Here is a 12667-nt window from a genome sequence, read left to right as displayed (position 1 = left end):
TTATCGCCTCACGCCACGCGGGAGCCATCAGGGGCAAAGACATAGGCCGCCCGAGGATCCATATAAAAATCATGCAGTTCGCCGACCTTGTAGGGGTGTACCCCATGGCTGAGCGACACCCAGGAGCTGGCCGCTCCACTCTGTGAGAGATCAAAATGCGCGGAGCTTTCAGAGCCGGAGAGTTCGGTCACCTGCACGCGCCCGTTGAGCTTGACCAGACCGGCGGCCTTTGCCACCGGCACCACATGGTGGGGGCGGATCGCGATGGTGTAGTTGCCATCTGCCAGTCCTGCCGCGGCGCCTTCAAGCGTCCAGCTGACATCTGTGCCCAGACGGGCCTCGTGGCCCTGTTTGGTGATGGTCGCGGTGTTGATCGGCGGGTCAGAGAACACCCGTGCCGCTGCGACGTTTTCCGGGTTGCGATAAATATCGGCGGTGGGGCCGAATTGCGTCACCCGCCCGTTCTGCATCAAGGCGGTCTTGCCGCCCAGCAGCAGGGCTTCTTCGGGTTCGGAGGTCGCATAGACCACCACGGCGCCGCGCCCGGCGAACAGGTCAGGCAGCTGGTCCCGCAATTCTTCGCGCAGCTTGTAGTCCAGGTTTGCGAGCGGTTCGTCCAGAAACACCGCGCGGCTTTCCTTGGCAATCGCGCGGGCCAGAGCCGTCCGCTGCTGTTGCCCCCCGGACAATTCATGCGGGCGACGGTGCAGCATTGGTGTCAGCTGCATGATCTTTGCGGCGTCCTGCACCCGGTCGTCCAGTTCCGACTTGGCCATGCCTGCGACCTTCAGCGGCGAGGCGATGTTGTCGTAGACGGTCATATGCGGATAGTTGATGAAAAACTGATGCACGAGGCTGATGTTGCGCTTTTGCGTGCTGAGGCGTGTCACGTCTTGACCGTCCATCAGAAGCGCGCCTGAGGCAATCGGGTCAAGGCCGGCCATCAGTTTGATAAGAGAGGTCTTTCCCGACCCGGTGGCGCCCAGAAGGACGTTGAAGTGACCGGTTTCAAGCGTCAGGGAGGTCTCCTTGATATGGAGAACGCCGCCCACGCGTTTGGTCACGGATCTGAGTTCGAGTGCCATGGTGGTTTGGAACTTTCCGGCCCTGCGCGGTTCGTTTTCCAACGGAATGGTCGCGGCGCATCGGGCAATCGTGGTGTCGAAGGAAGAACCCCGGCCGCAAGGCCCACACTCTGCCGGGCAGACCGGCCGGGGTAGATGGAGCCGGGCCTGAAGGTCAGGCCCGGCACGTCAGGGAGCAATCCCCGGGGAGATCAGTTCGATGCCCAGCGGGCGACCAGCTCGTCATAGTTGACGGTTTGGCCTGCGGGTTTCTCGTTCTCCAGCTTCGGTTTGGCACCGCCATTGGCGAACCACCACTCCGCGTCTTTTTCTTCGTTCAGACGCGGACCACAGCCGCCATAGACATTCGCCTGTTCGTCGGCGCGCTGCATCCGACCCATGGTGATGTCCATTTCAGAGGCCAGACGGTCCATCGCTTCCTGCGGGGTGAAGGCGCCGGAGTTGACGTCACCGATCTGCTGCCACCAGATCTGGGCCAGCTTCGGGTAGTCAGGCACGTTGATGCCGGTCGGCGACCAGGCTGTCCGATCCGGAGAGCGATAGAACTCGACCAGCCCGCCCAGTTTCTCCGAACGTTCAGAGAAGCTTTCGTGGTTGACGGAGCTGTCGCGGATGAAGGTCAGTCCAACATGGGATTTCTTCACGTCCACGGTTTTCGACACCACGAACTGAGCATAGAGCCACGCGGCCTGCGCCCGGTCCAGCGGGGTGGAGTTGAGGAACGTCCAGGAGCCCACGTCCTGATAGCCAACTTTCTGGCCTTCTTCCCAGTAGGGGCCATGCGGCGATGGCGCCATCCGCCACAGCGGCGTGCCGCTGTCGTCGACGGTGTTGTTGCCTTCGGACTTCGGCTTCACCATGTCGGCGGTAAAGGCGGTGTACCAGAAGATCTGCTGGGCCACGTTGCCCTGTGCCAGCGCGGGCAGCGACTGGTAGAAGTCATAGGACGCAGCACCGGGAGGTGCATATTTGCGCAGCCATTCGTCCCACTTGCGGATCGCATAGACCGCAGCCGGACCATTGGCAGCCCCACCACGGGTGACGCTTGCACCGGCCGGGTTGCAGGAGCCTTCTTCCATCCGGATGCCCCATTCATCGATGGGAACGCCGTTCGGCTCACCTTTGGAGCCGGCACCGGCCATGGAGAGCCAGGCGTCGGTCATCCGCCAGCCAAGATCCGGCGCGCGTTTGCCGTAATCCATGTGACCGTAGATGGTGGTGCCGTCAATTTCCTTCACGTCTTCGGAGAAGAATTCGGCGATGTCCTCATAGGCCGACCAGTTGACCGGAACGCCCAGATCATAGCCGTATTTTTCCTTGAAGGCGGCTTGCAGGTCTTCGCGGTCAAACCAGTCCTTGCGGAACCAGTAGAGGTTCGCGAACTGCTGATCCGGCAGCTGATACAGATCGCCATCGGGCCCGGTGGTGAACTGGGTCCCCATGAAATCATCAAGGTCGAGACCGGGGTTGGTCACATCCTTGAAATCGCCTGCCATCATGTCGGTCAGGTTGTAGGCGAGCTGCAGGCGCGAGTGGGTGCCGATCAGGTCGGAATCGTTGACATAGGCGTCATAGAGGTTCCGTTTGGTCTGCATCTGGGTCTGCACGGCCTGAACGACCTCGCCTTCGCCCAGGATCTGGTGGTTCACCTTGATGCCGGTGATTTCCTCGAAGGCCTTGGTCAGAACCTCGGATTCGTAGGAATGGGTCGGGATGCCTTCGGAGAGCACGTTGATCTCCATGCCCGCATAGGGCTCGGCCGCCTTGATGAACCATTGCATCTCGGCCAGCTGTTCGTCCTTGGTCAGGACCGAGGGCTGAAACTCCTCGTCAATCCATTTCTGGGCCGCTACCTCATCGGCATACGCCCCTGTTGCCGCGATCACAGCGCCAGCTGCAACTGCGGACAAAAGATACTTACGCATCTTTCTCCTCCCTATTGGTCTGTAAGGTCGAACGGTTTGCCATCCAACTGCGCATGAGGTTCCACATCGCTCGTCTGGTTGTCAAACTAATTTTTTAGTAATCTGGTAAGTGTATGAAAGTAAATATTATTAGTGCGGGGTGGACGTAGGGGCATCTATCGAAAGATCTTGGCCCTCTCATGCTGCATTGCGTCAATTATGTCTGCAAGCCTGACATATATCGCGCTGCTTTTGGGGATACCGGTGCCAGACGTTTCCAGCTATGAGAGCCAGTATGACCGATCAATCCCCTTTTGAAATCTTCCTCATCGCGACGCCGGGCCTGGAAACCGTCCTTTGCCAGGAAGCGCAGGCCTTGGGTTTCACCGCTGCGCGCCAGGTGCCCGGTGGCGTCAGCTTTGACGGGGGCTGGCCGGACGTCTGGCGGGCCAATCTCCATCTCCGTGGCGCGACGCGGGTTCTGGCGCGGATCGGCTCTTTCCGGGCCTTCCATCTTGCCCAGCTCGACAAGCGGGCGCGCAAGTTTCCCTGGGGCGACACCCTGCGGCCGGATGTGCCGGTCAAGGTCGAAGTTGTCACCAACAAGAAATCCAAGATCTACCACGCCGGGGCCGCCGCCGAACGGATCGAGCGCGCGATCACCGAAGAGCTGGGTGCGCCGATCTCGCCAGAGGCGGAGGTGACCATCAAGGTCCGTATCGACGACAATACCTGCATTTTCAGCGTCGATACGTCGGGTGAGGGTCTGCACAAGCGCGGCCACAAGGCGGCCGTCGGCAAGGCGCCGATGCGCGAAACGCTTGCGGCCTTGTTGTTGCACTCTTGCGGCTATGATGGTCAGGAGCCGGTTCTGGACCCGATGTGCGGGTCTGGGACCTTCGTGATCGAGGCGGCGGAAATGGCGCGCGGCCTGGCCGCTGGCCGCAGCCGGAATTTTGCCTTTCAGACGCTTGCGACCTTTGACGAGGCCGCCTGGGCCGGCCTCCACGCGGCTATTCCAGCACCCCGCGCGGTCACGCAGCTGTTTTACGGATCGGATCGGAATGCTGGCGTGATCGAGATGGCGGCCCAGAATGCCGAACGCGCGAGCGTGTCGGACATTTGCCGGTTCTCCCACGCGTCAGTCAGCGACCTGCAGCGGCCGGAGGGGCCGCCGGGACTGGTGATGGTCAACCCGCCGTATGGCGCCCGGATCGGCAATAAAAAACAGCTGTTTGCTGTCTACGGCGCGCTGGGCGATACGCTGCGGCGGCGGTTTTCCGGGTGGCGGGTGGGGATCGTCACCAGCGATACGCAATTGGCCCGCGCCACGGCGCTGCCGTTTCTGCCACTCGGCGCACCCATTGCCCATGGTGGGCTGAAAGTGCGCCTGTTCCAGACCGCGGCTCTGCCCTGATCGTTGCGCATCTCTGCAACGCGCAAGACCTGATCACCACCAAGAGCAGACCAACAAAAAGGGGCGCCATATGCGCCCCTTTTTTCAAGTCGGTCCGGTCAGCGCCTTAGCAGCAGCTTATGCCATTTCAAGCATGTCTTCTTCGACGGAAGGCTCTTCCTCGTCCTCTTCGGGCACGTCCTGTGTCATCAGGCTCAGCACGTCGTCCAGTGTGGCACCCGCCGCATCGGGCAGGCCGCCGACGATCACCTCCGGGGCGTCATTGTCGAGCCCGGTGACCAGTGCAATGCGGCTCAGGTCAACGTCCTCAAGGGTCAGCGGGCCGTTGTCCGACCAGAGCGTAAAGTTGAGAGACTGAACCAATCCTTCAGAGCTGTCATCGACCTGACCAAATTGCAGGCCGATATCAAACGTCTCTGACAGGGTTGTCCCATCCGAGAGCGAGTTGGCGCCGTTGGGGTCGATTTCCTTGCCTGTCAGCGGGATCGCATTGGCGTCGTCATTGGCCTCGGGGTAGATATGCAGCCCCTCTGCCGTGCTGTCGTCGCTCAGGTTCATGAAGATGCCGTCGATGTCGGTCACTTCGCTGTCCCAGGAGGTCGGGGCCAGCTTGAAAAACAGCGATCCCTCGGCCGTCTGGCTGACTTCCATGGTCACCTGCTGGCTGTCGCCCAGCGTGAAGTCGACGGTAATCTTGCCGTCTTCTTCGCCGGTGTCCGGCTTTTCGTCGTCCTCGTCTTTGTCGTCGTCCTCTTCGTCGCGTCCGCAGCCTTTGTCGTCGCGGTCGTCTTTGTCGTCGTCGTCCCGGTCCCACCACTTCTTGCCGCGACCGCCACGGTCGTCATCGTCATCGCGGTCCCACCATTTCTTGCCATGGCCACCACGGCCGCCGCGGTCGTCGTCGTCCTCGTCGTCACAATCCTTGCCGCGATCATCGCGATCGTCGTCATCCTTGTGCTTGCCGCGACCCCAGTTGAAATCCCAACCGTGTTTGTCGTCGTCCTTGTCCTGATCATCGTCCTTGTCAAACCAGGATTTGGATTTACCCGAGCACCCGGACCAGGAGTCGTAGGTCCAGCCCTTGTGAGTCCAGCTGCTAAATTTGCCGCCAAAATCCGATTTGCCGCCAAAACTGTAGGATTTACCCCACGATGATCCGCCCCAGCCAAAAGAAGCCCAAGTCATGGCCACTCATCCCCTTATTACTTTTTCCAAACGCAACAGGCGGACCTCTGGCGTGCCGTGGTTCCGTTGAACCCAAAGAACACAGGCCGTCCGCATAGGATCAGCATAGATAGGCGCATCCGGGAGCCTTACTTTTTTCTTAATTTATATACAAATTTGTCGTTTTTACGGACCTGGGCGCGAACAGTTTTGCGGACTTTCTGGAATTGTTTCCGTTGCGTCGGAAATCCGACAGGAAACAGCGCCATGCTTGCAAGGATTCGCGGCTTGGCGGAAGCTTGGGCAGGACGCCGCCACGCCAGAGCCGCGCCACAGGAGAGGACACCCATGCAACAGGCCCAGGATTTCCGTGACGAATGTCAGGCGCTTGCCGCGCTGCTGGCGCACCAGCCAGAGCAGGTTTTCGCTGCGCCGACCCAATTCAATGGCTGGACTGTCAATGATGTGCTTGGGCATCTGCATTTCTTCAACGCGGCAGCCGAAGCGGCCCTGGCTGGACCGGACCGTTTTGATCGGATGATGAGCGGGGCACAGGCCGCGCTGGCCGCCGGGGGCAGCATTCTGGCGATGCAGTTCCCCTGGCTGGACGGGCTGAGCGGCGCGGCTCTCTTTGCGGAATGGCAGATCGGGGCGAGGCGTCTGGCGGATGCCTATCAGGGGGCCAACCCCAAGGCGCGCGTCAAATGGGTGGGGCCAGAGATGAGCGCGCTCAGCGCAATAACGGCGCGCCAGATGGAAACCTGGGCCCATGGGCAGGAGATTTTCGACCTGCTGGGACAAACACGTCGGGACACGGACCGTTTGCGCAATATTGCCCATCTCGGGGTTGCCACTTTCGGATGGAGCTTTCAGGTCAGGGGGCAGCCGGTGCCCGAACCGGCCCCTTACGTTTCGCTGACAGCCCCCTCTGGCGCGATCTGGACCTGGAATGCGCCGCAACAGGACAATCGGATCGACGGAAGTGCGGTGGCATTCGCCCAGGTCGTGACCCAGGTTCGAAATCTGGCCGACACGGACCTGCAGGCAACCGCAGGGACGGCCCGGCGCTGGATGCAGCAGGCGCAATGTTTCGCCGGTCCGGCCGTCGCGCCACCTGTCGCCGGTAGTCGATATCGGGCCTCGGTCAGGACCGGGCCTTGATCCAGCGCGCCCGCGCGCGCGACAAACCATGCAGCGTCATCCGGCTCTCGTCGGCTTCTGTCACCGGCACATACTGGCTTGCCAAGGCGGCGCGATAGGGGCGGGCAAGCGCAGCAGGCGAGATCAACGCGAGGTTCTGGCCCAGCCAATAGCTGCGCGAGGCGGCCAATTCCGCCGCCAGCGCCGCGCCCCAGATCTGACCGGCGGCACTGTCGTCTGACAATGTGCCGACAGACCAGCGCGCCTTGGTTTCGGCCATGCGCAGCGCCAGAGTTTCGGGCGTTGACAGCACATCGGCCAGCGTCGCGGTCAATGCGCTCTCATCAACAGTGGCCGCCTCCGTTTCGACAGGACACAGCGCTTCGACCAGCGCCAGGGTCGAAAAGCTGAGAAAGCTGACCACCTCGTCGGCGCTGATCTGCGCCCAATGGGTGGCGTGAAAGCCCGGCAGGCAGATCACCCCGTCCCAATCCTTGTTCAGACTGAGAAAGCCCTCGATCCGAAAGGCGGCACCGGCCAGGCGGCCAAAGGGGCGGGCTTGCTCCAGATCTGCCATGGAAAAGATGTTTTCGGCACCATCTGACTGGGTCAGGACCGGCAGTTCAGAAGGTTTTGCCGGGACCGGAACTGCGGCTTGCTGGCCCGCATCGGTGGACCATAGGGCATCGCCCGGCCCCAGAGCCTGCGCGGCGGCGACATTGTCAACCCGGAGCGCGGCACTCTGCGGTGCGCTGCCGGCCATCCGCCAGGCGCGCTGCGGCCGGTGGTGCGGATCATAGGCAATCCAGGCGTCGGTGTTCGGGGTCATGATCCAGGCCTCCTCCAAGGAAAACGGATCCTCTTTGATGCATGGTATTTGTCTGGAACTCAATCTGGCAGCTGCCTCCGGACCGGATTGGGGCAACGGAAACCGGGCGTGGCCATCCGAACCGAATGCAACATATCCGTCTGCGACACCGCTGCTATCTGATTCTTGAATGGGTTCGGAGCAGCGTTTGTGCTAGGGATTCGGAACAATGCCGTACGCAGCGGCGCATTGTCTCCGGTTCTTTCATCTTCTATCCCGAATGGGGCAGGTTGGTAACCATTTGGTTAGAAATACATTCATTTTTTCTTAAATACGCTACTATTGGGACAAGTGTTCGGGGGCACATCCGTCCCTCCGAGCCGCTGCCGGGAAGAGGACGCCCTCACAACTATGGTGACGGAGTTTGTGACGAAACAGGTCGTATTGAACTGGCTTGAGCGTCTCCCCGAATTCGGGGCTTTGGTGGTGTTGAAATACCGTGTGGGGATTTGAAGATGAATAGAGTTGAGCGTGGGTCTGTCGCTGTTGCCGGCACCGGGCGGCTTGCCGAACGTGAGTTGGGCGCGACCTACCTCGAGGCACGTCCAAACCCGAACCGCAGCTTCTACCAGCGTGTCGGCAAACGTTTTCTGGATGTTGTTCTGGTCCTTCTGAGCCTGCCGGTGGTGCTGCCGCTTATTGGTTTGTTTGCGCTGGCGCTGTGGATGGAAAGCGGCCGACCGTTCTACAGTCAGAAACGGGTCGGGCAGGGCGGCCGCATCTTCAACATGCTGAAACTGCGCACCATGGTGCTGGATGCGGATCAACTGCTGGACAAATATCTGGCGGCGGATCCGGCTCTGCGCAAGGAATGGGACGAAACCCAGAAGCTGAAGTTCGATCCCCGGACAACCCCGATCGGGCGGTTGTTGCGAGCCTCCTCGCTGGATGAGCTGCCGCAGCTCTTGAATGTGCTGGCCGGTCAGATGAGCCTTGTTGGCGCCCGGCCCATCATGGTCAGCCAGCTGGAGATTTATGGAAAAAGCGAAGGATATTTCGCCCTGCGCCCGGGCCTGACCGGTCCCTGGCAGGTCGGTGGCCGCAACGAGACAAGCTTTTTTCGTCGCGCGGATATCGACAAATCCTATTGTTGGAACGTGACCCTGCTGGGCGATCTGAGGATCTTGGTCAAAACGGTGTCTGTGGTGCTGCGCAGCACCGGCTACTGACGAGCCAGAGCGCGACCGGGTTGCGGCAGTGGCGCAGGGTGCAACGAAAAAGCGGCGAAATGCCGGAGGTGTTGGGTGAAAGATTATCTTGATCACGATAGCCATAGCGGCAGGGCGGCACTAGATTTGGTTGAAGGTGGTAAGGCACGAATGGCTGAAGAACGGTTCAGAAAGTTCCGGCGGCGGAAAGGGCAATTGCCCGCCGCACAGGACGCGGTGCAGCCGCGCCCGACCGCGACGGAACCTTCGTCAGGGCAGGCAGGCGCGGGGTCTTCGGCATCGTCGCGCAGGCCTGAACGGCTGAAATCACAGCCCCCTCTGGTCGGCCTGGACGACAGCGGCACCGGCTTTGAGACAGCAACAGGTTCTGAGAGCAGCCAAATCAAGTCGTCGACATTCTGGGACGTCGAGCCGATGCCCGCCTTGCCCGCGCGGCTGCCGGACCCCTGGCATGTGATGCGCCGTGTCGAACTTGCTGATCTGAACGCGCGTCGCACCCGCTTGCCGCTGGTCGATTTCTTTCGGTCGTCACCGACAGCGCGTTCGTTTGACCTGCTGCGCACACGACTGCTGCGCACCCTGCGGGACCATGGCTGGAAACGGGTCGCGATTTGCAGCCCCACGTCGGGGTGCGGCGCCAGCTTTACCGCAGCCAACCTTGCGCTCAGCCTGGCACGGGTGCCCGGCAACCGGACCGTGCTGATGGATCTCAACCTTCGCAACCCCGGCATTGCCCGCGCGATGGGTCTGGAACGGGCAGCGCTCTACAATGGTGACATGCATGGGTTGCTGCGCGGCGAGGTCCGTGTCGAAGATCATCTGGTTGCGGCCTCGGACGGGCTTGCGCTGGGGCTGAACAATACCCCATGCTACAATGCCTCGGAAATCCTGCACGAGATGCGGTCCGCGGCCAGCATCGACAATGTGATACAGCGCACCCGCGCAGATGTGGCCCTGTTCGATCTGCCGCCGGTCCTGGAAACGGATGATCTCGCAGCCTTTCTGCCGCAGGTGGATGGCGTGCTGCTGGTTTCAGACGGCAGCCAGACCACCGCGCGTCACCTCAAGGCCTGCGAAGCCATGCTGGCCGGTCACACCCAACTGCTGGGTGTCGTCTTGAACCGGGCCCGAGCGGGCGATGGGTTTGCAACTGCGCATTGAGCGCCGCAGAGGAAATGGAAACGGTCAAATGGGTTCGATTTACTCGCTCGCAGATTTTCTGGACATGATCCGGCGTCGGTTCTGGGTCATTGTCGCGATCAGCGTCCTCGGCGGTCTGGCATCGCTTTGGTATGCGATCAACCAGACGCAGACCTATTCCAGCTCTGAAGTCATCCAGATCAGCCGGCCGAAAATCGCCGGCGAGCTGGCAAAATCCACCGTGGACGGGTCTTCTGCGCGGCGGATGCAGCTGATCCAGCAACGGCTGATGGCGCGTGGCACGATTTTGGAGGTTGTCGAACAGCTGGGTCTGTTTGCGGACCGGCCCGATCTTCTGGGGTCTCAGATCGTGCCGATCATGCGCAATTCCATTACCATCGATGGCACCGCCGCTGCCCGCGAAGGCTACACCGATGATGGGTCAATGTCCGTTCTGACCATCACCGCTCGGATGCCGAGCCCCGAAGAGGCGCAGGCTGTTGCCAGGGAATTCTCACGGCGCACAATCGAACTGAGTGTTGCCACCCGGATTGACCAGGCGCGTGAGACATTGATGTTCTTCACCGAAAAGGAAGCCGCACTGGCCAAGGAAATCGCGGCACTTGAAGAAGAGATCGCCAATTTTCGGCATGACAACGCGGTGACCCTGCCCGGTGCCATCCAGATGCGTGGATCCGAAATCACCGCCATCAACGAAAGCCTGCTGGGGCTGGCGCGTGAAGAGATTGAACTGCGCTCGCTTGCAGAAGAGGCGGCGGCGACGCAACGCGAGGCATATGCCCGCCGGGTGCGGGAAGAATATGACGCGCAGCGAGAGGCTCTGGCCGCGCAACGCCAGCTGCTGGAGGACCGTCGCGACGCGCTTGAGGCATCGTTGGAACTGACCCCCGACGTGGATCGGCAATTGTCGAGCTATGAGCGCAAAATGGACCAGATGCAGACTGAATTGCAGATGATCATCGCCCGCCGGGCCGATGCCGAAGTCGGTTTTCGTCTGGAAACGGCCCGTCAGGGCGAACGGCTCACCGTGATCGAACCTGCGCCATTGCCGGACTATGCCGTTGGCAGCGGGCGCAAATCCACGGCGATCAAGGGGGGGATGATCAGCGTGGCTCTGGCGATTATTGCGGCCTTCCTGTTGGATCTGAAAACGCCCGCGCTGCGCTCCAGCGCGCAGATGAACCGGGAAACCGGGCTTATTCCGGTTGTGACAATCCCGGTTCTGGACACCCGCAGACCGGGCCTGCTGCGCCGGATGTTGCGGCGGGACAAAGCTGCCGGGACCGGCTCTGCCAGGGCCTAGGCTAGGCTGCTTCTGGCCCCGGCATTTGCGATCCGGGCGTCGGTCCGGGCGACATGGGTCAGAAATGGGTGAGGGCGGTTGTGATCTCGGCAGAGTGATAGATCACCGCCCCGCCGCAAATCAGAACGCTCGCGGCGCTGTAGATCACATCATGGAGCGGGTCCTGGGCGTGATAGGGGCGCGTCTGGCGCATCAATGTCGGATAGGCAAGAATGACCGAAACGCCCATCGCGGCGATGCCGCCCACCAGGCCATATTGCGACATGCCCCATAGGAACAGCGCGGTCTGCAGGCTCGCCCGGGTGGCGGTGTAGAAAAAGAAACCTCTGCTGTCGCCCGCCGCGAGGGAAGCGCGGTCATAGGTCAGTACGATGATCGAGGGCGCGAGGCTGGCCGCCAGAAGCACGATGATCGGCCCGGCCGCCTTGTATCTGTCATCATACATGACATCAGCCAGCCAGGGACCGACCCATGCCATGAGCCACAGCATCGACAGAATGCCTGCGGTCAGAGCAAAACGCAGCTGGCGTTGTCGCAACCGGTTGGCGGGATTGTCGATCGCGGGCTTGTCACGGTAGACGGGGATCATCAGCCGTTGGTTGACGGCCTGACCAAGCTGAACCGGGAAGCTCGCGAGAAAGAAGGCGATGTTGTAAACGCCCATGGCCTCCAACGAGATATATTTGCCCAGGATCGCGCGGTCGCCCTGCGTGGTCAGAAAAAAACACGCCGTAGACAGAAAGATCCATTTGCCCAGACCGATCAGGTCTTTTGTCGCGGAAGGTTCCCAACGGAACCGGTTGCGGCGGCCCGGCAGCATCCAATAGGACAGCAAGAGCCGCACCGCCTCCTGAAAGGCGCTGCCGATTGCAAGGGCGATCACCGATTGCGTCCAGAGCGCCAGCCCGACCATAAAGGCGATGCCGAGGATCTGCGAAATCAGGGTAAGCGCCGTAACCCGCCCGACGAGCAGGTGGCGATAGGCCGTCTCGACCTTTGTCGGGGTGAACCCCTGCAGCGCCAGACCGGCGCCGGCAATCGGCAGGCAATAGGCAAGCTCTGGCGCGGCATAAAAGAGCGCCGCCGGGATCGCCAAGGCGCCTGTCAGGACCCAGAGCAAGCCACCACGCAGGATCTGAACGGTCCAGGCGGTATCGAGGAAATCCGGGTCGTCGCCCCGCGGGTTCTGGGCGATCGCATTGGACACCCCCATATCGGAAAACAACGAAAGCCCGATGGTGATCACCGTCACCAGCGCCATCAGCCCAAAGGCTTCTGGAAACAGGATCCGCGTCAGCAAGAGGTTGGAGGCGAGCCGCAGCATCTGTGCTGCGCCGAACCCGAGAACAATCCAGGAGGTTGATCGAACGACGCGGGCCATCAGGCTATGGCCGTGCAGGGCAAGTTTCATGTCTGTCCAAAACGGGTGAGTTCAAATCAGCCGCAGGCTAGGTCC

The 12667-nt window shown here is 61.3% G+C and carries 10 protein-coding genes; 5 read left to right on the top strand and 5 right to left on the bottom strand.

What is annotated here, in order from left to right; all coding sequences use genetic code 11:
* Nucleotides 1-8: 8 nt before the first annotated feature.
* Nucleotides 9-1085 carry an ABC transporter ATP-binding protein gene (locus TRIHO_RS13680; RefSeq protein WP_068244692.1) on the bottom strand — a complete coding sequence of 359 codons (1077 nt, stop codon included), beginning with the start codon at nt 1083-1085 and terminating at the stop codon, nt 9-11.
* Between the two features lie 191 nt (nt 1086-1276).
* Complete coding sequence (locus TRIHO_RS13675) at nt 1277-3010, bottom strand: ABC transporter substrate-binding protein (protein WP_068244688.1); 1734 nt, start codon at nt 3008-3010, stop codon at nt 1277-1279.
* 274 nt (nt 3011-3284) lie between these two features.
* Here TRIHO_RS13675 and TRIHO_RS13670 point away from each other — a divergent pair, with 274 nt between their 5' ends.
* Nucleotides 3285-4406, top strand: a complete 1122-nt coding sequence (locus TRIHO_RS13670) for a THUMP domain-containing class I SAM-dependent RNA methyltransferase (protein ID WP_068244687.1) — start codon at nt 3285-3287, stop codon at nt 4404-4406.
* Nucleotides 4407-4523: 117 nt separating this feature from the next.
* Here the strand turns inward: TRIHO_RS13670 and TRIHO_RS13665 are convergent, their stop codons facing one another.
* Nucleotides 4524-5591, bottom strand: coding sequence for a hypothetical protein (locus tag TRIHO_RS13665; protein ID WP_068244686.1), 1068 nt, complete (start codon nt 5589-5591; stop codon nt 4524-4526).
* 327 nt (nt 5592-5918) lie between these two features.
* Between TRIHO_RS13665 and TRIHO_RS13660 the strand changes: the two genes are divergently transcribed.
* A complete protein-coding gene (locus TRIHO_RS13660; RefSeq protein WP_068244683.1) occupies nt 5919-6731 on the top strand; it encodes a TIGR03084 family metal-binding protein in 813 nt (270 codons plus the stop codon).
* Here the strand turns inward: TRIHO_RS13660 and TRIHO_RS13655 are convergent.
* Nucleotides 6715-7539, bottom strand: coding sequence for a 2-dehydro-3-deoxygalactonokinase (locus TRIHO_RS13655; protein ID WP_068244811.1), 825 nt, complete (start codon nt 7537-7539; stop codon nt 6715-6717). The two genes, TRIHO_RS13660 and TRIHO_RS13655, sit on opposite strands and share 17 nt — an antisense overlap.
* A 494-nt stretch (nt 7540-8033) precedes the next feature.
* On the opposite strand from TRIHO_RS13655, the gene TRIHO_RS13650 reads away from it, so the two are divergent.
* The 3 genes from TRIHO_RS13650 (at nt 8034) to TRIHO_RS13640 (ending at nt 11211) form a co-directional block, all read left to right on the top strand.
* Nucleotides 8034-8747: a sugar transferase gene (locus TRIHO_RS13650; protein WP_068244680.1), complete on the top strand. Its 714-nt coding sequence runs from the start codon at nt 8034-8036 to the stop codon at nt 8745-8747.
* Between the two features lie 150 nt (nt 8748-8897).
* Complete coding sequence (locus TRIHO_RS13645; protein WP_232367788.1) at nt 8898-9908, top strand: CpsD/CapB family tyrosine-protein kinase; 1011 nt, start codon at nt 8898-8900, stop codon at nt 9906-9908.
* Between the two features lie 28 nt (nt 9909-9936).
* Complete coding sequence (locus TRIHO_RS13640; protein ID WP_068244673.1) at nt 9937-11211, top strand: Wzz/FepE/Etk N-terminal domain-containing protein; 1275 nt, start codon at nt 9937-9939, stop codon at nt 11209-11211.
* Nucleotides 11212-11269: 58 nt separating this feature from the next.
* On the opposite strand, the gene TRIHO_RS13635 is transcribed toward TRIHO_RS13640, so the two are convergent.
* The gene (locus TRIHO_RS13635) at nt 11270-12622 is read right to left on the bottom strand and encodes an oligosaccharide flippase family protein (protein WP_068244671.1); all 1353 of its coding nucleotides are present in this window, start codon (nt 12620-12622) and stop codon (nt 11270-11272) included.
* Nucleotides 12623-12667: the final 45 nt, after the last annotated feature.

The sequence above is a fragment of the Tritonibacter horizontis genome (assembly GCF_001518015.1).
Classification (GTDB): domain Bacteria; phylum Pseudomonadota; class Alphaproteobacteria; order Rhodobacterales; family Rhodobacteraceae; genus Epibacterium; species Epibacterium horizontis.
Note: the sequence above shows the minus strand (reverse complement) of the source record. Positions and strands in the feature narration are given on the sequence as shown.